The organism is Micromonospora sp. 4G55, from assembly GCF_016803375.1.
This window is the reverse complement of sequence record NZ_JAEVHN010000050.1, coordinates 1-19,285: the sequence shown is the minus strand read 5'-3', so window position 1 is coordinate 19,285 and position 19,285 is coordinate 1. Positions and strand designations below refer to the sequence as shown.

20 protein-coding genes and 4 pseudogenes are annotated in these 19,285 nt (G+C 73.9%); 15 read left to right on the top strand and 9 right to left on the bottom strand.

From position 1 onward, the window contains the following. Positions 1–168: 168 nt before the first annotated feature. From JNW89_RS07255 to JNW89_RS07245, 3 genes are all read right to left on the bottom strand, one after another. Complete coding sequence (locus JNW89_RS07255) at positions 169–2,223, bottom strand: glycogen debranching N-terminal domain-containing protein (RefSeq protein ID WP_238448258.1); 2,055 nt, start codon at positions 2,221–2,223, stop codon at positions 169–171. Further along, positions 2,220–2,600, bottom strand: coding sequence for an SCP2 sterol-binding domain-containing protein (locus tag JNW89_RS07250; RefSeq protein ID WP_238448257.1), 381 nt, complete (start codon positions 2,598–2,600; stop codon positions 2,220–2,222). Before JNW89_RS07250 ends, JNW89_RS07255 begins: the two co-directional genes overlap by 4 nt. Positions 2,601–2,681: 81 nt before the next feature. After that, positions 2,682–3,056, bottom strand: coding sequence for a DsrE family protein (locus tag JNW89_RS07245; protein ID WP_238448256.1), 375 nt, complete (start codon positions 3,054–3,056; stop codon positions 2,682–2,684). A 12-nt stretch (positions 3,057–3,068) separates the two neighbouring features. Between JNW89_RS07245 and mtfM the strand changes: the two genes are divergently transcribed. Both mtfM and JNW89_RS07240 read left to right on the top strand, forming a co-directional pair. After that, complete coding sequence (mtfM, locus tag JNW89_RS37290; RefSeq protein ID WP_046570768.1) at positions 3,069–3,173, top strand: small membrane protein MtfM; 105 nt, start codon at positions 3,069–3,071, stop codon at positions 3,171–3,173. Further along, positions 3,170–3,772, top strand: coding sequence for an FABP family protein (locus JNW89_RS07240; protein WP_238448255.1), 603 nt, complete (start codon positions 3,170–3,172; stop codon positions 3,770–3,772). Before mtfM ends, JNW89_RS07240 begins: the two co-directional genes overlap by 4 nt. A 69-nt stretch (positions 3,773–3,841) precedes the next feature. Here the strand turns inward: JNW89_RS07240 and JNW89_RS07235 are convergent, their stop codons facing one another. Both JNW89_RS07235 and JNW89_RS07230 read right to left on the bottom strand, forming a co-directional pair. Then, a complete protein-coding gene (locus tag JNW89_RS07235; protein ID WP_238448254.1) occupies positions 3,842–4,690 on the bottom strand; it encodes an aminotransferase class IV in 849 nt (282 codons plus the stop codon). A 54-nt stretch (positions 4,691–4,744) separates the two neighbouring features. After that, positions 4,745–5,194 (bottom strand): hypothetical protein, encoded by a 450-nt coding sequence (locus JNW89_RS07230; RefSeq protein ID WP_238448253.1) that lies wholly within the window; start codon positions 5,192–5,194, stop codon positions 4,745–4,747. A gap of 125 nt (positions 5,195–5,319) precedes the next feature. Between JNW89_RS07230 and JNW89_RS37285 the strand changes: the two genes are divergently transcribed. The 5 genes and pseudogenes from JNW89_RS37285 to JNW89_RS07200 all read left to right on the top strand — a co-directional run bounded on the left by JNW89_RS37285 (position 5,320) and on the right by JNW89_RS07200 (position 9,528). After that, positions 5,320–5,979, top strand: coding sequence for a TetR family transcriptional regulator (locus tag JNW89_RS37285; RefSeq protein WP_305070500.1), 660 nt, complete (start codon positions 5,320–5,322; stop codon positions 5,977–5,979). Between the two features lie 31 nt (positions 5,980–6,010). Beyond that, positions 6,011–6,415 (top strand): Fur family transcriptional regulator, encoded by a 405-nt coding sequence (locus JNW89_RS07215; RefSeq protein WP_088960086.1) that lies wholly within the window; start codon positions 6,011–6,013, stop codon positions 6,413–6,415. Next, positions 6,412–7,524: a folate-binding protein YgfZ gene (locus tag JNW89_RS07210; RefSeq protein WP_238448252.1), complete on the top strand. Its 1,113-nt coding sequence runs from the start codon at positions 6,412–6,414 to the stop codon at positions 7,522–7,524. Before JNW89_RS07215 ends, JNW89_RS07210 begins: the two co-directional genes overlap by 4 nt. 125 nt (positions 7,525–7,649) lie before the next feature. After that, positions 7,650–8,477: a 3-keto-5-aminohexanoate cleavage protein gene (locus JNW89_RS07205; protein ID WP_154941617.1), complete on the top strand. Its 828-nt coding sequence runs from the start codon at positions 7,650–7,652 to the stop codon at positions 8,475–8,477. Between the two features lie 93 nt (positions 8,478–8,570). Next, a pseudogene (locus tag JNW89_RS07200) lies at positions 8,571–9,528 on the top strand (asparaginase). Between the two features lie 354 nt (positions 9,529–9,882). Here the strand turns inward: JNW89_RS07200 and JNW89_RS07195 are convergent. Continuing rightward, positions 9,883–10,674: an alpha/beta fold hydrolase gene (locus tag JNW89_RS07195; RefSeq protein WP_238448260.1), complete on the bottom strand. Its 792-nt coding sequence runs from the start codon at positions 10,672–10,674 to the stop codon at positions 9,883–9,885. A gap of 117 nt (positions 10,675–10,791) precedes the next feature. Here JNW89_RS07195 and JNW89_RS07190 point away from each other — a divergent pair, with 117 nt between their 5' ends. The 5 genes and pseudogenes from JNW89_RS07190 (at position 10,792) to JNW89_RS07170 (ending at position 14,056) form a co-directional block, all read left to right on the top strand. Further along, positions 10,792–11,376: a helix-turn-helix domain-containing protein gene (locus tag JNW89_RS07190; RefSeq protein WP_238448251.1), complete on the top strand. Its 585-nt coding sequence runs from the start codon at positions 10,792–10,794 to the stop codon at positions 11,374–11,376. After that, a pseudogene (locus JNW89_RS07185) lies at positions 11,373–12,039 on the top strand (hypothetical protein). Before JNW89_RS07190 ends, JNW89_RS07185 begins: the two are co-directional and overlap by 4 nt. Positions 12,040–12,112: 73 nt before the next feature. Then, positions 12,113–12,426: pseudogene (locus JNW89_RS07180) on the top strand (DUF2516 family protein). Further along, on the top strand, positions 12,423–13,310 hold the full coding sequence (locus JNW89_RS07175; protein ID WP_238448250.1) for an alpha/beta fold hydrolase: 888 nt from the start codon (positions 12,423–12,425) through the stop codon (positions 13,308–13,310). The pseudogene JNW89_RS07180 and the gene JNW89_RS07175 overlap by 4 nt, the downstream one beginning before the upstream one ends. Positions 13,311–13,321: 11 nt before the next feature. Then, entirely contained in the window at positions 13,322–14,056 is a 735-nt protein-coding gene (locus JNW89_RS07170) for an alanyl-tRNA editing protein (RefSeq protein ID WP_238448249.1), read from the top strand. A 49-nt stretch (positions 14,057–14,105) separates the two neighbouring features. Here the strand turns inward: JNW89_RS07170 and JNW89_RS07165 are convergent, their stop codons facing one another. After that, complete coding sequence (locus JNW89_RS07165; RefSeq protein ID WP_238448248.1) at positions 14,106–15,077, bottom strand: GNAT family N-acetyltransferase; 972 nt, start codon at positions 15,075–15,077, stop codon at positions 14,106–14,108. Positions 15,078–15,207: 130 nt separating this feature from the next. Then, positions 15,208–15,915 (bottom strand): DNA polymerase beta superfamily protein, encoded by a 708-nt coding sequence (locus JNW89_RS07160; protein WP_238448259.1) that lies wholly within the window; start codon positions 15,913–15,915, stop codon positions 15,208–15,210. A 78-nt stretch (positions 15,916–15,993) separates the two neighbouring features. Between JNW89_RS07160 and JNW89_RS07155 the strand changes: the two genes are divergently transcribed. Beyond that, on the top strand, positions 15,994–16,911 hold the full coding sequence (locus JNW89_RS07155) for an SDR family oxidoreductase (protein ID WP_238448247.1): 918 nt from the start codon (positions 15,994–15,996) through the stop codon (positions 16,909–16,911). Here the strand turns inward: JNW89_RS07155 and JNW89_RS07150 are convergent. Further along, positions 16,902–17,833, bottom strand: a pseudogene (locus tag JNW89_RS07150) (helix-turn-helix transcriptional regulator). The gene JNW89_RS07155 and the pseudogene JNW89_RS07150 sit on opposite strands and share 10 nt — an antisense overlap. 108 nt (positions 17,834–17,941) lie before the next feature. Between JNW89_RS07150 and JNW89_RS07145 the strand changes: the two are divergent. Next, a complete protein-coding gene (locus tag JNW89_RS07145) occupies positions 17,942–18,733 on the top strand; it encodes an EI24 domain-containing protein (RefSeq protein WP_238448246.1) in 792 nt (263 codons plus the stop codon). Position 18,734: 1 nt separating this feature from the next. Next, positions 18,735–19,250, top strand: coding sequence for an O-acetyl-ADP-ribose deacetylase (locus JNW89_RS07140; RefSeq protein WP_238448245.1), 516 nt, complete (start codon positions 18,735–18,737; stop codon positions 19,248–19,250). The last annotated feature ends 35 nt before the right edge of the window (positions 19,251–19,285 follow it).

Sequence of the window (19,285 nt, the reverse complement as noted above, 5' to 3'; positions counted from 1 at the left end):
GCCTACCGGCGCGGCACGGCCGTCGTCCTGGCCGACGCGACCGGCGAGCAGGTCCGGGTCTCCGCCTCCACCGGCTGCTGATCCCGCTCGGCACCGGCGTGGTCGGCGCTGCTGATCCCCGCGACGCCCGCGGTCGGCGCCGGCTCATCCCCTCGGCGTCGGCGCAGGTCAGCGGTCGTGCCGGGTGTCGTGCGGGGTGCGGCTGCGGCCGAGGGCGTCCACCAGGCCCCACCGGCCGGGGATGTCCAGCAGCTCCACCCGGCCCATGCCCTCCGGCACCGCCGGGTCGATGATCAGGTGCTCGCCCTGGGGTTCCAGCCCGAGCATCACCCGCAGCAGGAGCAGGGGCGTCCCCGCCGACCAGGCCTGCGGACTGCACGCCGTGGGGTACTGCACCGGGTACTCGGTGAGGCGGCGGTCGTAGCCGGCGAACGCCTCCGGGAGCCGTCCGTGGAAGTACCGGGAGGCGCTGAGCATGCTGTCGCAGATGCGTCCGGCCTCCTCGCGGAAGCCGTACCGGGCGAGGCCCCAGGCGATGAAGGCGTTGTCGAACGGCCAGACCGTCCCGACGTGGTAGCCGACCGGGTTGTACCGCCCCTGGTCGGTGGCGAGGGTGCGTACCCCCCAGCCGGAGAAGAGGAGGGGGTCGAGCAGGAGGCGGGCGATCCGCTCGGCCCGGGACTCGTCCACGATGCCGCTCCACAGCAGGTGCCCGATGTTGGAGGAGAGCGCGTCGACGTGCCGCCCCTCCGGGTCGAGGGCGAGCGCGAAGTACTCGCGCTCGGGGATCCAGAAGTCCCGGTTGAAGCGCTCCTTGAGGGCGGCGGCCTCGCGTTCCAGCCGCTCGGCGTAGGCGGGGTCGTTCCAGAACTGCCGGGCCATCCGGGCGCCGCGCAGCTTCGCGTCGTACGCGTACCCCTGGAGTTCGCAGGTGGCCCGGGGGAAGTCCGGCAGCCGGCCGTCGGAGTAGGAGATCGAGTCCCACGAGTCCTTCCAGCACTGGTTCTGCAGGCCGGTGTCCGGGTTGCGGGTGCGGTACCAGAGGTAGCCCGTGCCGAGCAGGTCGCCGTAGCTGTCGAGCCAGGCCAGCGCCGCCCGGGCCGGGAACTCCAGCTTCCGCACCAGGTCGGCGTTGCCGGTCCACCGCTCGTACTCGTCGAGCAGGATCAGGAAGAGCGGGGTGGAGTCGGCGGAGCCGTAGTAGGGCGAGTGCGGCTGCTCCTCGAAGCCGGCGGTCTCGCCGTAGCGCAGCTCGTGCAGGATCTTGCCCGGCTCCTCGTCGCGGAAGTCGTCCAGGCGGTGACCCTGCAACCCGGCCAGCATCATGATGGTCGGCGGGACCAGCTCGGGCAGGAACGGCAGCACCTGGAGCGAGGTGAGGATGCTGTCCCGGCCGAAGAGCGTCATGAACCAGGGCAGGCCCGCCGCCACCAGCCGTACGCCGAGGGTGATCGACTCGTAGCGCAGCGCGGCGAGGTCGCTGAGGCTCTGCCGGTACGCGGTGGCCAGCGGCTCGCAGTCGCAGCCCAGTTTGGGCGCGTTGTCGACCAGCTCCTGCTGCTCCGCCTCGATGGCGGCGGGGCTGCGGCTGCCGCGCAGCGGGGTGGTCGCGCGGAAGTCCTCCCCGCGGGCGCCGTAGATCAGCGTCGACACGTGCAGCCGGGTCGTCCACTCGGCGTGCGGGCCGACGAGGATCGCCCAGGTCATCCCGCCCGGGTCCACCTCGGCGGGCGAGCTGCTGGTGATCAGCGTCTCCCGGTGGAACGCCTCCCGCCGGTAGGTCAGCCGCAGTTCGTTCTCGCCGACGGTGGCGGTGGTCCGGCCCACCTTGGTCCGCTTGTGTTTGATCTCGAAGAGGTCGGCGAAGTCGCAGCCTATCTCCAGCCGGAGGTTGAACCGCATCTCCCGCTCGGAGTGGTTGAGCACGGTGAGTTCCTCGCCGAGGCTGCCGCCGATGGCCCGCCTGCGGATCACCGACACTTTGGCGTCGAGGTAGTGCGTCGGCTCGCCGGGGACCAGGAAGTACCGGGTCCGGTAGGACTGCGAGTCGTCGATCGACAGGGCGTGCAGTCGCTCCCCGTCGAGGGTGAGCAGCCAGGTGGAGAGGAAGCGGGTGTCGAACGAGAAGAGCCCGGTGGGGAAGTCGAACGACGGCTCGATGTCGCCGCGGCGGTCGCAGACGACGAAGGTGTTGCCGTCGAGGATGCTGACCGGCTGCCTCACCCCGACCGTCCGACCTGCTCGCGGGCGGTCTCCCGGGGATCCCGGGCACCGGGCGGGTCGGGGAAGAACCGGCGGAAGTCGAGGAAGAGCAGGACGTTGCCGCTGAAGGTGGTCTCGTTGCGCAGGACCGCGGAGATGCCCTGCGCCCGGCCGGTGGCCAGCCGCTCGAAGAGGTCCTTGCTGCTGTTCCAGATCGCGTCCGCGGGACCGCGGGCGCGGTTGACGACGACTTCGCCCTGGCTCAGCTGGACCAGCCAGTGCTCGGTGCGGTTGTCGGTGGTGAGGTCGATCTGGATGGTTCCGCTGACCGGGCTGCGCAGCACCGCCGGGGCGCGCGCCGGCAGCGATGCGAAGAACTCCTCCGTCGCCTCGTTCACACCCGAATGGTAGGCAGCGGGCCGACAAGTGGGGACAGTATCGGCAGTCCGCGCAGATCGGACATGGTGTTCCGGGGCAGGTCAGTAGACCAGCGCCTGAGCCCCCTCGGTCATCGCCTCCTCGACGAAGACGGCCGCACCCGCGATGCGTACCCCGGGCAGCACGTCGCCGGGGCCGATGTCCCGGCGGGCGGCGCACTGGGTGCAGGCGGTGACCCGACCGGTGGTGAGGATGACGTGCAGCAGCTCCGCCAGCGGCGCGGAGTGCGGCAGCTCGAACTGCTCCGCCCGACCGGGAAGGGCGAACCAGGTCGACTCGCCGGTCAGCCAGAGCGACACCTCCACTCCGGCTGCGGCGGCGGTGGCGGCGACCGTGAAGGCCTGGGCGCACCGTTCCGGCGCGTCCGCCCCGGCGGTGGCCTTGACGACGAGAGTGCGGGCCATGACGCCCAGCATAGGATGACCATGATGGTTACCGAGATCGGGTTCGTCAGCCTGCTGGTCGCGGGCCTCGGCGCGCTCGCCGGTGGCCTGGTCTACCTTGCCGTACGCATATCGAGAGGTAAGTGGTGAGCGCGAACCCGTCGGACGAGAACCCGCTGCAGCCGCCGTGGCTGAACGCGCCGCCGGTCGAGGAGTACCCGTACGAGGAGAGCCACGACCTGCGGGTCGGCCCGAAGCTGCACCCGGCGCTCGACGGCCTGCTGCCGTACGTCGGGGTGTGGCGGGGGCGCGGCCGGGGTGGTTTCCCCACCATCGAGGACTTCGACTTCGCCCAGGAGATCCGGATCAGCCACGACGGCCGGCCGTTCCTGCTCTACGAGTCGCGGGCGTGGCTCCTCGACGAGCAGAGCCGCCCGGTGCGGCCCGCCGGGCGTGAGGTCGGCTGGTGGCGTCCGGTGCTCAGCGGCGACCGGGCGACCGACGAGCTGGAGGCGCTGATGATGAGCCCCACCGGGATCATGGAGCTCTACATCGGCAAGCGCACCGGCACCCAGATCGAGTTCGCCACCGACGCGGTCGTGCGGACCTCCACCGCCAAGGAGGTCACCGCCGGCGCCCGGCTCTTCGGCATCGTCGAGGGCGCGCTGCTCTACGCCCAGGAGATGGCCGGCATGGGTCACCCCCTCTCGCCGCACCTCTCCGCCCGCCTCATCCGCGTGGCCGGCTGACCCACCCCCGGCACGCCCACCCCGGACCCGCGGTGATCGACAGCTCCGCGTGCCCGGACCCGGCTGCGGTCAGGGAACGGGGTGGGCCAGGAGGGCCTGCAGGGCCGGGGTGTGCGGGGAGCGGGGGAGGCGCGCGCCGTCGAGGCTGCGGAACTCCGCCAGGCCGCGCACCGACGAGGTGAACCAGACGCCGTCGGCCTCGACCAGCCGCCGCGGCGTGGCCATCCGCTCGGCGGCAGCGAAGCCCAGCTCCCCGGCGTGGGCGAGCAGCCAGGCGCAGGTGGTGCCGGGGAGGATGCCCGTCGCGGCGGCCGGGACCGTGCAGAGCGTCCTGCCCTCCAGCCAGACCACGTTCGCGCTCGGCCCCTCCAGCACGTACCCGTCCGTGGAGACCCAGAGCACGTCGTCCACGCCGGTGCGGGCGGCCCAGCGCCGGGCGGCGCTGCTCACCCCGTACGAGGTGGACTTGACGCCGCTGGGGAGCCAGCCCAGCTCCGGCCGGGCCGCCGCGGCCACGCCGAGGGGCAGGGTGGCCACGCCGACACCGTCGAGTCGGGCCCGTCGGGCGGACGGCGGGACCTCGCCCAGGGTGGCGTAGACGGTCGACCGGCCGCCGCCCTCCGGACCCCGGGTGCAGACCAGCCGGAGCGCGCCCTCCACCTCCGCCGGCCAGCCGGCGGCCACGCTCTCCACCAGCTCGACCAGGGCGTCCTCGGCGGGCAGCGCCAGCTCCACGGCGGCGGCGCCGGCCCGCAGCCGGGCCAGGTGTGCCGCGCGCAGCCAGGGCCGCCCGCCCCGCAGGTGCATGGTCTCGAAGAGGCCGTCGCCGTGCAGCACGCCGAGGTCGTCGCCGCGCAGCACCGGCTCCCCGCCGGGTACGACGCCCCGGCCGAGCACGGCGACCCTGGTTACCTCCATGACCGTCGAGCCTAGACAGTGGCCGGGGCGCCGGGTCGCGCTCGCCTGCCCGGGTCAGCCCCGGGCGGCGGCCAGTTCGGCGTTGGCCCGCTCGGTGACCAGGGTCAGCACGCGGGCGGTGACGGCCAGGTCGGCGGCGGGGATGTCCGCGTACACCCGGCCGGCGATGCCGGCGCTGATCTCGGCGATCCGGCGCTGCCGGGCCCGGCCGGCGTCGGTCAGGTCCACCCGGGCCTCGTCGGCGGGCAGCACCCGCACCAGGCCGGCCGCGGCCAACTCGGCGATCGTCGCCAGCACCGCCGCCGCGTCGATCTTCAGGGTGCTGGTCATCCGGTCGACCAGCCGGGAGCGGTCGAGCGTCCCGCCGGCGTTCGCGACGGCGTTGAGGGCCAGGGCCTGCGGGAAGGACGTGCCGGTCGGGGCCAGCTCGCGTTCGAGGACCGCGCGGGTGGCGTAGTGGGCCAGGCCGACGACCTGGCCGCCGAGGGTGGGAGTGGTCGACATCGGTCGCTCCTTCGTTCGCTCCATGCCTTCGATACTGAGAGCATATTGAGACGGAGTCTCATTTGGCAACGGGTTTCTAAGGGTGGCGGGTCTCTTCCCGATCGGGATGCGGCTAGATTGCGGCCATGACCGCCGACTCCTCGACGTCCGACCGGGCCCTGCCGCTGCGGGAGCGCAAGAAGCTGCGGACCCGGCGCGCGCTCGCCGACGCCGCGCTGCGCATGTTCACCGAGCGAGGCTTCGAGGCCACCACGGTGGAGGAGCTGGTCGACGCGGTGGAGGTGTCCCGGAGCAGCTTCTTCCGGATCTTCCCGGCCAAGGAGGCCGCCGCCATCGAGGCGGAGGCGGAGCTCTGGTCGGCCTATCTGGCCGCCCTGGAGCGGCGCGCCCTGTCCGGCCTCGTGGTCACCGAGCTGAGCGACCTGCTGGGCGAGGTGGTCACCGGGCTCGGGGCCGACTGGGCGGACCGCTACGTCGCCACCCGGCGGCTCGTACTGACCTCGCCGGCCCTGCTGGCCTACGCCGCCCACTACCGCGCCGAGGTCGAGCAGCGGATCACCGACCGGCTGGCCGGCAAGCTCGCGCTGCCTCCCGGTGACCTCCGGCCCCAGGTCCTCGCCGAGGTCACCACCACCGCCTGGCGCCTGGCCGCCCGGACCTGGGTGCACGGCGGCGGCCAGGGCGGGCTGCCGACCCTCGTCGAGCGGGTCGCGCGCGCCTTCCGAGCCATCCCGGCGAGCCTGGAGCTTTCCGCGCCGGACCGACCCGCCGGGGCCGAACTATGATCGGACGGTGTCCGAATCCTCCCTCGCGGAAATGCTCCGCTCCCGTGGGCTGCGGCTGACGGCGCAGCGGCAGCTGGTGCTCCAGGCCGTGCTGGACCTGGGGCACGCCACGCCGGAGCAGGTGCACACGGCGGTCCGGGAGGTCGCCGCGGGCGTCAACATCACCACCATCTACCGGACCCTGGAGCTGCTGGAGCGGCTCGGGCTGGTGACCCACACCCACCTGTCGCACGGGTCGCCGACCTACCACGCGGCGGGTGAGCACCAGCACGTCCACCTGGTCTGCCGCGAGTGCGGGGCGATCGACGAGATGGATCCCGAGCTGCTCCGTCCCCTCGCCGACCAGCTCGTGGCCGAGCGCGGGTTCCGGGTCGACATCGGGCACGTGGCGCTCTTCGGCGTCTGCGGCCACTGCGAGGACGGGGAACCGAAATGATCGACATCGCGGGAGCGGTGGCCGTCGAGGCCATCGACGAGGCCAGTCGCGACCAGCCGGAGCCGGCGCACCGCGCCGCCGGGGTCCGGGGCGTCGCCGCGCACTACGGGGACCCGATGCGCGAGCAGCGCACCCTGGCCACCGGGGTCGGCCTGGTCGACCGGTCGCACCGCGGCGTGGTCGCGGTGCCCGGCGAGGAGCGGATCGGCTGGCTGCACACGCTGACCAGCCAGCACCTCAACGCCCTGAAGCCCTGGCAGGGCACCGAGCTGCTGGTGCTCAGCCCGCACGGGCACGTGGAGCAGCACGCGATGGTCGCCGAGGACGGCGAGACCACCTGGCTCGACACCGAGCCGGGCGCCACCGAGGGGCTGCTGTCGTACCTGGAGAAGATGCGGTTCTTCAGCCGGGTCGAGCCGCGCGATGCCACCGCCGACCACGCGCTGCTCTCGCTGGTCGGTCCGGAGGCGGTCGCGGCCGTCGCGGCGCTCGGCGTCACCGGGCTGGCCGACCCCGACGTGGTCGCGGTGCCGGGTCCGAAGTTCCGCTCCGACGAGCTGCCGTCCCGGCCCACCGTCGTGTACGACGTGCGGCCGCTGCCCGTCGGCGGCTGGGCCCGCCGGGGCCCGCTCGGCGTGGACCTGCTGGTGCCCCGACCCGCCATGGACCAGGTCGTGGCCGAGCTGCGCGGCAACGGGGTGCCGGTGGCCGGGCTGTGGGCGTACGAGGCGGTGCGGGCGGCCGCCCGGCTGCCCCGGGTCGGGGTGGACACCGACCACCGGACCATCCCCGCCGAGGTGGGTCTGATCGCCCCGGCGGTGCACCTGAACAAGGGTTGCTACCGCGGACAGGAGACGGTGGCCCGGGTGCACAACCTGGGCAAGCCGCCGCGCCGGCTCGTACTGCTGCACCTGGACGGGGTGACCACCGACCAGCCGCCGGCCGCCGGCACGCCGGTGACCCTGGACGGCCGGGCGGTCGGCTTCGTCGGCACCGCCGTGCACCACTACGAGCTGGGGCAGGTCGCCCTCGCCGTGGTCAAGCGCAACGTCGGCGACGACGCTCACCTGGTGGTGGGGGAGAGCGCCGCGGCGATCGACCGGGAGTAAGGGTGCCGGGCCCGCGCTCACATTGCAGGAAGTCTTCCTTCCCGCCGGGCGCGGTCCCGCCATTCTTCCGTCGTACCCGGCTCCGGCCGTCGACCGGAGCCGGTCGGGGCGGCTAGGATCCCGGCATGAGCACAGGGACGTTGATCACGGTTGCCCCCACCGGCGCGGAGTCGGCCAAGGCGGAGGTGCCGGCGCTGCCGGTGACCCTCGACGAGCTGCTGCTGACCGCCAAGGAGTGCGAGGCGCTCGGCGCCGCCGTGATCCACGTCCACATCCGCGACGACGAGGCGCGGCCGACCCTGGACCAGGGCCGGCTGCGGGACACCGTGGCGGCGCTGCGGGAGAACACCGACCTGATCGTGCAGCTCTCCTCCGGCGGCGCGGTGACCGACCCGGAGTCCGCCCGGCTCGCCGTGCTCGACGCCGGGCCGGACATGGCCTCCTGCACCATGGGCACGCTCAACTTCGGCGACGACGTCTTCCTCAACCGGTGGGAGTTCATCGTCGACCTGCACACCCGGATGCAGGAGCGCGGCATCGTCCCCGAGTACGAGATCTTCGACCTGGGCCACCTCACCGCGCTGCAGCGGCTGCTCGGCAAGTACGGGCTGCCGCACGGCGGCCACGTGCACGTCGACTTCGTGATGGGCGTGCCGGGCGGCATGCCGGGCACCACCCAGGCGCTGGTCGCCGCCCACCAGGCGCTGCGTGACCTGCCCGAGGGCACCACCTTCTCGGCCACCGGCATCGGGCGCAGCACGATCCCGGTGCTGCTGGCCTCGCTCTCGGCCGGCGGCCACCTGCGGGTCGGCATGGAGGACACGGTCACCTACGCCAAGGGCCAGCCGGTCGAGTCCAACATGCAGCTGGTCGCCCGGGCGGTCGGTTTCGCCCAGCTCGCCCAGCGTCCGCCGCTGACCACCGCCGAGGCCCGTACGCTGCTCGGCCTGTAAGGCGGCCCCGCCGCCCACCCCTGTACGGCCGCCGCCGACGTCCCTGGTCACCCGGCTGCCGAGCCCTGCGGGGGCGTCGGTACCGTCCACTTCGTGGGAAAGACGTACGAGGGCGGCGTGCCGCTCGTCGAGGTGGTCCGGTCCGGCTTCGTGGAGGGCGGGCACCGCGGCTCGGTGGTGGTGCTCGACGCCGGTGGCGCACCGGTGGCTGGGGCGGGGGATGTCACCTCGCCGATCTTCCCGCGCTCGGCGAGCAAGCCGATGCAGGCGATCGGGATGCTGCGCGCCGGCCTACCGCTGACCGACCCGGCCGACGTGGCGCTGGTCTCGGCCAGCCACGCCGGCGAGGAGTTCCACCTGGCCCGGGTGGAGGCGCTGCTGGCCCGGGCCGGGCTGGACGGCTCGGCCCTGCACTGCCCGCCCGACCTGCCGTCGGCGAGGCGGCCCGGGAGGCGGTGCTGCGCGCCGGCGGCGGGCGACCCGGGTGCAGATGAACTGCTCCGGCAAGCACAGCGGGATGCTGCTGACCTGCGTGGCGGCCGGCTGGCCGCTGGACGGCTACTGGCGGCCGGAGCACCCCCTGCAGCAGCGGCTGACCGCCACCATCGAGGAGTTCACCGGCGAGGAGGTGGCGGCCGTCGGGGTGGACGGCTGCGGCGCGCCGGTGCTCGCCGTCTCGCTGACCGGGCTGGCCGGGGCGTACCTGCGGCTGGTCTCCGCCGAGCCGGGGTCGGTGGAGCGGACCGTGTCCGACGCGATGCGGGCGTACCCGGAGCTGGTCGGCGGGACCGGGGCCGAGGACACCCGGCTGATGCGAGGCGTACCCGGGGCGTTGGCCAAGGTGGGCGCGGAGGGCGTGATCGCCGCGGCCGTGCCCGGCGTGGGCGCGGTCGCCCTCAAGATCGACGACGGCGCCGCGCGGGCGCGGATGCCGGTGCTGGTCTCCGCGCTGCGCCGGCTCGGCGTCGACGCCCCGGTGCTGACCGAGCACGCCGAGCTGCCGCTGCTCGGCGGCGGCCTGCCGGTCGGGGTCGTGCGGGCCGCCTGGTGACGCCCGGTCCGCGCCCCGCCGGCTGACGGCGGGGATGTGGCGCCGGCCCGCGCGGCCCCTTCGGCCCGGTCCGGCCCCGGCGTGGCCCGGCCCGGCGTGTTCGGGTCCGGCCAGGTCCTCTCCAGGACCTGCTCCGGCCATCAGCCTGGCGACGGGTCGCTACCGAGCGTGATGTCGTGCGCCGGCGCACCGGGATGAGGTTCATTCCTGTCAGGCATGAATATGCCGGACAGGAATATGCTTCACCGACCTGATGTCCCGGCGACCGCGACACGCCCGGAATTGCGGACCCGCCGCCCGCCGCCCGCCGCCGGGACAGTCCATAGGCCGCTCGTGCGGCCGGGTCGGGGGCGCTCAGCGCAGGAAGTCGCGCAGGGCGGCGTCGACCGCCTCCGGACGCTCCAGCGGCAGCAGGTGGGCGGTGTCCGGCACGTCGGGCAGGCGCACCGCGCCGGGCACCTCGGCCGCGATCCGATCGGCGAGCCGGGAGATGTCCGGGACGTCGGCCGCGCCGGCGGTGACCAGCACCGGCAGCCGCAGCTCACCGAGGCGCTCGATCGCCGGCGGCTCGAGGTCGTCGACCTCCACCGCGCTGAGCGCCTGCTCGGCGGCGAGCGCCCGCTGGTCCAGCTCCTCGGCGAAGGCGACCACGCCCGGGTCGACGTCCTCCGGGCGGCGGCCGGGGCCGACCACCCAGAACCGCACCTCGCCGGCCGCGCTCGCCGCGAGGTCCTCCGGGTCCACCTCGCCGACCAGCGTCTCCCAGAGCTGCTCGGCCTCCTCGGACCACTGGTTGCCGGCGACGGCCGAGCCGAAGAGCGCGAGGGCGGAGATCCGTTTCGGGTGCGCCAGCGCGGTGTCGATCGCCACCGCCCCGCCGAACGAGCAGCCGACCAGGGCGGCCCGGTCGATGCCCAGCGCGTCCAGCACCGCGACCACGTCGTCGTGGTGGGCGAAGGACGCCGGCGGCAGCTCGGAGTCGCCGTAGCCGCGCAGGTCCAGCGCGATCACCCGGTGCCGTTCGGCGAGAGCGGGCGCCAGGTGCCGCCACATCCGCCGGTCCGCGATGCCGGCGTGCAGCAGGAGCACGGGGCTGCCGCTGCCCAGGTCGTCGTAGGCGAGCCGGGCACCGTTGATGTCGATCATCGTCACGCGTGCAAGCTACGCAGCGGACATCCGGTCCGCAACCGCCTATTGTTACCTTGCTAACTCTGGCTAGCGCTTTGCTTGCTCTAGTTAGCAGTGCGGACTACCGTTGGGCCCATGGCCGCACCCAAGGATCTACCCGACGTCGGCGGATTCATCCGTGACCTGCGCCGGAACGCCAAGATCTCGCTGCGCCAGCTCGCCGAGCAGGCCGGGGTGAGCAACCCGTACCTCAGTCAGATCGAGCGCGGGCTGCGCAAGCCGAGCGCCGAGGTGCTCCAGCAGCTCGCCAGCGCGCTGCGGGTCTCCACCCCGGCGATGTACCTGCGCGCCGGGCTGCTCGACGACAAGGAGGGTCAGGGGGTGCTCGCGGCGATCGCCGTCGACCCCGACCTGACGATGGCGCAGAAGCAGTCGCTGACCCAGATCTACGAGACCTTCCGCCGGGAGAACGTCCGGCTCGCCGAGGCGACCGCCGCGGCCGGCCCGGAGACCACTCCGGCGGCGGAACCCAGCGCACCGGCCGAGCCGACTGAGGCGGCCGCCACCGCCACGCCGGCCGCGACCGGCCCCACCACCCCCGACGGCACCCCGACCGAGGCCGTCCTGGAATCGGTCGCCGTCACCGAGGCGGGCCCCGCGCCCGCCCCCGTCACCCCCGACAGCAAGGCCGCGCGAGCGGCCGAGGAGGAGAAGTCATGACTCAGCCGAAGACCAACCGCATCCCGGCCCCGCTCTACGCCGCCGCCGGCGCCGGCGAGCTGGCGTACCAGCAGCTCCGCAAGCTCCCGACCGTGGTGAGCGAGCTGGGCACCAAGGTCGTCGCCGACGGCACCAAGGTGGTCACCGAGATCGGCGGCAAGGCCGTCGTCACCGGCTTCGAGCTGCGCCAGAAGGCCACCGAGACCTTCAAGACCGCCAACCTGACGGCGACCGGCCTGCGCGAGAAGGCGTCCCGGCCGACCTCGACCTGGACAAGCTGCGCGAGGCCGCCACCCGCAACGCCGCCGCGCTGCTGGTCGGTGCGCAGGCGCCCAGGAGCGCGCGCTGGCCGCGTACGGCGCGCTGATCGCCCGCGGCGAGCGCGTCGTCGGCGCCGGCGTGCTGGAGGCCGCCGACACCGTCAACGCCGACATCGAGGCGACCGACGCCACCCTCCCGGCCGAGGTGAAGGACGAGGTCGCGACCGCCACCACCGCCGCACCGGCCGAGGCGGAGATCCCCACCCCGGCCGAGGTGGCCGAGGTCGTCGAGGCCAAGCCGGCCGCCGCGAAGACCACCCGGGCGCGGGCCGCCAAGCCGGCCGCCACCCCGTCGGCGAAGCTGCCGAAGGCCACCAAGCGGACCCGGTCGGCCGCCGAGTAACCGTCGCAAACCGGTACGACCCCGGAAGCGTCCTGTGGGACGTTTCCGGGGTCGTCGGCATATGCTGGCCGGCATGGCCATCGCCGCGCCGATCTTCGTCTTCGATGTCGTCTTCGTGATCGACCGGATCCTGCTCGTGTTCGCGCTGATCGTGCAGGGTGTCGCCCTGGTGCACGCGATCACCCAGCGGTCCGACGCGTTTCCGGCGATCGGCACCCTGCCCAAGGCGGCTGGATCGCCATCCTGGCGGTCTGTCTGGTGCTCACCCTGCTCGGCTTCGGCGCGCTCAGCATCTTCGGGCTGATCGGCATCGCGGCGGGCCTGATCTACCTGCTCGACGTCCGGGTCGGGCTGCGTGACCTGCACGACGGCAAAGGGTTCTGGTGAGAGGTTTCCGCTGGCCCCCGCCGCCCGACGGCGGACCCCGCACCTGGGGGCCCGGCCCGGGCGCGCCGCGTACCGGCCGACCGGCCCTGCCCGAGCCGGAGACCGAGCTGGTCACCACGCCGCACGGCGTACGGCTGGAGCGGCTCGTCACCGGCGCCGGTGACCCGGCCACCGTCTTCGCACACGGGCTCGGCAACGGCATCGCCACCACCCGTCCGTTCGGCAGCGCGGTCACCGGCCGCAAGATCTTCTTCCAGTTCCGCGGGCACGGGCGCTCCGACGCGCCGCCCGGCCCGTGGAGCTACCTGGACCTCGCCCGTGACCTGCGGGCCGTCGCCGACCTCGGTGGGGCCACCCGCGCCTTCGGGGCCAGCCTCGGGGCCGGGGCGCTCTGCCGGCTGCTGCTGGAAAGCCCCGACCGCTTCGAGAAGCTGGTCTTCTTCCTACCCGCGGTGCTCGACGCCCCGCGCGGCCCGGTCGCCCGGCAACGGCTGACCGACCTGCTGGACGCGGTGGCCGACGGTGACGCCTCGGCCGTCGCCGACGTGGTCTCGCTGGAGATGCCGGCGGCGGTGCGCAACACTCCGGCGGGCTGGGCGTACCTGCGGCAGCGGCTCGACCAGCTGCTGCGTGACGGGCTCGCCCCCGGGCTGGCCGACCTGCCGGAGCAGGCCCCGCTCCGGGACGTCTCCGCACTCGCCGGGGTGACCGCCCCGGCGCTGGTGATCGGCTGTGCCGGCGACGACCTGCACCCGGCGCACGTCGCCGAGGAGTTGGCCGCCGCGCTGCCGCACGCCACCCTGCACCTCTACGACCGCCCGGGTTTCGCCTGGACCGAACGCTCCGACCTGCGGGAGCGGATCTCGACGTTCCTCAACGGGTAGCGTCTGCTGTCATGGGCGTCACACACCACGGCCGTACCCACCGTCTCGACCTCGCCGACCCCACCCTGCGGGAGTGGGAGTGCACGGTGCTCGCCGCCGACGAGCAGGGCGTCGTGCTGGACCGGTCCGCGTTCTATCCGGGCGGCGGCGGCCAGCCGCCGGACCACGGCGTGCTGCTCTGGCAGGGCGTGCAGACCCGAATCGTCGGCACCCGCAAGGGCGACGACCTCTACCTGATCCCGGCTGAGGGAGATCCGGTGCCGCCGGTCGGCACCGCGGTCACCGGCGCGGTGGCCGACGAGCGGCGGACCCGCCTGATGCGCACCCACTCCGGCCTGCACGTGCTCTGCGGCGTCGTGTTCCGCGACTTCGGCGCGCTGGTCACCGGCGGCAACATGGACGTCGGCGAGGCCAGGATGGACTTCAACCTGCCCGAGGTGCCGCCGGACTTCAAGACCCGGATCGAGGAGCTGGTCAACGCCGAGGTGACCGCCGACCGGTCGGTCGCCGTGCGGGTGCTGCCCCGGGCCGAGGCGCTGGCCCTGCCGGACATCATCCGTACCCAGTCCAACCTGATCCCGCCGGACGAGCAGGAGGTCCGGATCGTCGACATCGTCGGCCTGGACGTGCAGGCCGACGGCGGCACCCACGTCGCCTCGACCGCCCAGATCGGCAAGGTGCAGGTGGTCAAGGTGGAGAGCAAGGGCCGCGCCAACCGCCGGGTCCGGGTCAGGTTGGCCGACTGAGCGGGTGGTGTGTCCCCGGCACCGGTGCACCGGTGCCGGGGACGACGGGTCAGACGAGGTCCACGCGTTCCCGCTCGATCGGGTAGCCGGCCCGGGCGAAGATGGCGGCCATCGGGTGGTTGGTCTGGTCCGTGGCGGCCACGATCTCCGTCGCGCCGCCCTCGACCAGCAGGTGCGTCCCCTCGACCAGCAGGTCGTACGCGTAGCCGTGGCCGCGCTGCTCGGGGACCACGCCGACGAAGCCGATGATCGGATCGGTGTGGTTGCGGGCCGGCACGATGATGCCGACCAGCTCGCCGCTCGCGGTCCAGGCCAGTCGCCACCAGTCCCGCGGGCTCGGCAACCAGAGCAGCAGGTCCAGTTCCTCCCGGGCCGCCGCGTCCGGCCCGGACGTGGCGGTGGTGTGGCGGTTGTGGGCGTCCAGGCTGCCCTCGCCGACGCGGCGGAGGACGTCGAGGATCACGGTGTCGTCCGGTTCGGGGCGGAACGTGAGCCGACCCGGCCGGTCGGGCAGTCCACACCCGCTGGTCCAGCGGTACCGGTACCGCTCGACCAGCACCGACATGCCGGCGGCCGTGGCGGCGTCGATCCGCGCCTGCGCCTGCGCCCGGACGGCGGGATCGTCGCGCCAGCCGGGTGGCAGCGAGAGCGAGTACTCCGCCCGCAGCGGTGCGGTCCGGAGCAGCTCCACCGCCGCGTCGGGGTCGGTGAAGTCGAACCAGTCGAGGGCCAGCGGCTGGTCGTCGTCCGGCCCACCCCACCAGGCGGCGCGGGCCACGACGACGTCGTCGCGCAGGGCGACCCAGGTCCATTCGGGGCGGTACTGGCCGGCTGCGGCCATGTCGAGGTAGCGCTCGCCGAACGCGGCGCGGCCGACGAGAGCGGGGTCGGGCAGGGAGTCGAAGAGCTTTTCCTCGCCCGCGGTGATCGGGCGGATGACCAGGTCGGTCATGGGATCCTTCCGGGTGGTGACGTGCTCCCGGTTCAGGACCTCGGCGTCCTCGCCGTCGGGTGGGAGCACATGACAGTCGTGGTCGACATCGCGCTCACCTCCCTTTCGTTGATCGAGGACGCGGACGCAGGTTAGCACCGGGCCGGCGCCCGGCCGAGCGGTTTTCCGGCCGGGCATCGGCGGGCCGGCGGTGCGACGGTCAGTCCGACCCCTGCCGGGCGCGCTGCGAGCCGACCGCCGGCGGTAGGTGGGCGGCGCGCACGTCGAGCAGCCAACCCTCCACCGTCGCCTCGTCCGGCCGCTCCGACAGCGGCGTACGGATGGTGTCGAAGTCCCGCTGCGCCGCGGCGACCAGCGCCTCCGCCTCGTCCAACGCGCCGCCGGCCACCCGCTCGCCGAAGGCCCGGAACCACTCCGGGTCGGCCAGCCGGATCTCCAGCACGCCGGTCGCGTAGAGCACCCGGCCCTGGTGCAGCAGCCGGGCCAGGTGCCGGGCGTGCTTGGCCGAGCGCCGCCGTCCGCCCACTGACGAGTCGCGGGTGACGAGCTTCCGGAACTGCTGGGTGGCGTACCCGAGGTAGGCGTCGCGGACCCGGGGCGCGCTGAGGAACGCCGACCGGATCGCGATCAGCCGCTCGCCGAACTCCGTCCGGGTCTCGTAGCAGTCGTCCGGCAGCCACATCAGCTCGGTGGCGGTCGGGTTGCCGCTCAGCGCCAGCTTCGCGTACTTGCCGGCCTCGTGCAGGGTGACGTCCGGGTCGGTGGTGACCACCGACTCCCGGGGCGGGTGCAGCCCGTGGAAGGCCACCGTGGGTGCGGCGAAGACCCCGATCCGGTCGGTGTCCGAGCCGGGCCCGGCCAGCCCGTACGCGACCGAGCCGACGATCCCGGAGAGCAGCAGGTGCATGCCGGTGAGCATGACCGACGCCACCCGGTCCGCGAAACCGGACTTCGGCTGTCAGGTATGGGTGCCAGGCTCGACGGCATGACGACGACACCGCTGACAGGGAAGGTCGCGCTGGTCGCCGGGGCGACCCGGGGCGCCGGCCGGCAGATCGCCATCCAGCTCGGCGCGGCCGGGGCGACCGTCTACGCCACCGGCCGCAGCAGCCGCGCCGGCCGCTCGGAGATGGACCGGCCGGAGACCATCGAGGAGACCGCCGAGCTGGTCACCGCCGCCGGCGGCACCGGCATCGCGGTACGGGTCGACCACCTGGTGCCCGAGCAGGTCCGCGACCTGGTGGCCCGGATCGACGCCGAGCAGGGCCGGCTCGACGTGCTGGTCAACGACATCTGGGGCGGCGACCCGCTGATCACCTGGGAGAAGCCGGTCTGGGAGCAGCCGCTGGAGGCCGGCTTCCGCACGCTGCGGCTGGCGGTGGACACCCACATCATCACCAGCCACTACGCGCTGCCGCTGCTGATCCGCAACCCGGGCGGGCTGGTGGTGGAGATCGGCGACGGCACCAAGGAGTACAACGACGCCAACTACCGGCTCTCGGTCTTCTACGACCTGGCGAAGGCGTCGGTCATCCGGCTCGCCTTCAGCCAGGCGCACGAGCTGAAGCCGCACGGCTGCACCGCCGTCGCGCTCACCCCCGGTTGGATCCGCTCCGAGTCGATGCTGGAGCACTTCGGGGTGACCGAGGAGAACTGGCGCGACGGCGCCGCCAAGGACCCGCACTTCCTCATCTCCGAGACCCCGGCCTTCGTCGGGCGCGCGGTCGCCGCCCTGGCCGCCGACGAGCAGAAGGCCCGCTGGAACGGCGCATCCGTCTCCAGCGGCCAGCTGTCCCAGGTGTACGGCTTCACCGACGTCGACGGCAGCCGGCCGGACGCGTTCCGCTACATCACTGAGGTGGTGGACGCCGGCAAGCCCGCCGACGTGACCGGCTACCGCTGATCCGGCTCGGACCGGTAGAGGTCGCCGAGCCGGGCCGCCGCCTCGGCCAGCCGGGCCCGCAGCTCGGGCGGGTCGAGCACCTCCACCTCGGGCCCGAGCCGCAGCACCAGGCCGTACGCCACCTCGACGGACTCGACGGGCAGCCGGGTGATCCGCCACCCCTGCCCGTCGGGCTCGCCGGCGGCGGCCGTCGCCTCCTCGTACGCGAAAGGGGCCTCGGCGGCCCAGCGCAGCGCGCGCAGGCCGGCGAGGCTCAACCGGACGGTGATCTCGTCGCGGAGCATGCTGCGCAGGAACGCCTCCGCCTGCTCCCGCCAGTGCTCGCCCAGGTCGAAGCCCTCGTCCCGGGCGAAGGTCTCCTCGCCGGCCTGCACGCCCACCACCCGGTCCACCCGGTAGGTGCGCATGCCGTCGCCGACCCGGGCGACCAGGTACCAGACCCCGCTCTTGAGCACCAGCCCGTACGGCTCGACCCGCCGGCCGACCTCGCGGTCGCCGCGCCGGTAGCGCAGCTCGACCACCCGGTCCCGCCAGACCGCCCGGGCCAGCTCGGCCAGCCACGGTGGCGGCGCGGACTCCCGGAACCAGCCCGGCACGTCCAGGTGGAACCGCTGCCGGCCCGGGCGGGGGCGTCCCGCAGGCTCGGCGGCAGCGCGGCGAGCACCTTCAGCTCGGCGGCCGCCACCGCGTCCGCCAACCCCATCTCGCCGGCCGGCCCGGGCAGGCCGGAGAGGAAGAGCGCCTCCGCCTCGTCCCGGGTCAGGCCGGTCAGCCGGGTCCGGTAGCCGCCGAGGAGGCGGTAGCCGCCGGCCCGGCCTCGGTCGGCGTAGACCGGCACCCCGGCGGCGGAGAGCGCCAGCACGTCCCGGTAGACCGTCCGCTCGGAGACCTCCAGCTCGCGGGCCAGTTCGGCGGCGGTCATCGTCTCGCGGGACTGCAGGAGCAGCACCAGGGAGATCAGCCGGGACGCGCGCACCCGACCATCCTGCCCGGACGCGAGGTGTGCCGGTGACCACTAGGCTCTCCGCTCGTGAACGCACCCAGCATCGCCGCGCCGGTCACCGGCGCCGTCGGTCGGTTCCTCTCCGGCGTCGGGCTGCTCCTGCGCGGCCTCGGCCTCTACGTCCGCAGCCCGGGGCTGATGCTGCTCGGCATCGTGCCGGCGCTGATCTCCGGTGCGGTCTTCCTGTCCGCCTTCGCCGCCCTGGTGTACTTCGTGGACGACCTGGCCGCGCTGGTCACCCCGTTCGCCGACGACTGGTCGACCACCGCGCGCAGCCTGGTCCGGGTGATCGCCGGGTTGGCCTTCCTCGGGCTGGGCGGGCTGCTGGCGGTGGTCAGCTTCACCGCGGTCACCCTGGTCATCGGTGACCCGTTCTACGAGAAGATCTCCGAGCGGGTGGAGGAGCGCCTCGGTGGCACCCCGGGCGGGGTGGAGGTGCCGTTCTGGGCCTCGCTGCGGCGCAGCCTCGTCGACTCCCTGCGGCTGGTCGGGCTGTCGGTGCTGTTCGGCATCCCGCTCTTCGCCGCCGGGTTCATCCCGGTGGTCGGCCAGACGGTGGTGCCGGTGATCGGGGCGGCGGTGGGTGGCTGGCTGCTCGCCGTCGAGCTGGTGGGGGCGCCGTTCTCCCGGCGCGGGTTGCGGCTGCCCGACCGCCGGTCGATCCTGAAGGCGGACCGGCCCACCACGCTCGGCTTCGGCGTGGCGGTCTTCCTCTGCTTCCTGATCCCGCTCGGCGCGGTGCTGGTCATGCCGGCCGCCGTCGCCGGGGCCACCCTGCTCACCCGCCGGTCGCTCGGTCAATCCGTCGTGGAGAGCTGACATGGAGATCACCCTCGTCGAGGGCGACATCACCGCGCAGCGGGTCGACGTGGTGGTCAACGCCGCCAACTCGTCCCTGCTCGGCGGCGGGGGAGTGGACGGCGCGATCCACCGCCGGGGCGGCCCGGCGATCCTGGCGGAGTGCCGTGCCCTGCGCGCCTCCCGGTACGGCCGGGGCCTGCCCACCGGACAGGCGGTCGCCACCACCGCCGGGGAGCTGCCCGCCCGCTGGGTGGTGCACACCGTCGGCCCGGTCTTCTCGGCCACCGAGGACCGCTCGGCGTTGCTGCGCGACTGCTACGCCAACAGCCTGCGGGTCGCCGACGAGTTGGAGGCCGCCACGGTGGCGTTCCCGCTGATCTCGGCCGGCGTCTACGGCTGGCCGGTCGACGACGCCGTACGCCAGGCGCTGACCGTGCTGCGCGCCGCCACCCCGGCGCACGTCACCGAGGCCCGGCTGGTGCTCTTCGGCGCCCCCACCCACCAGACCGCGCAGCGGATCGTCGCCGAAGGCTGACCGGTTCAGGTCAGCTCGCGCAGGCAGGACCGCCG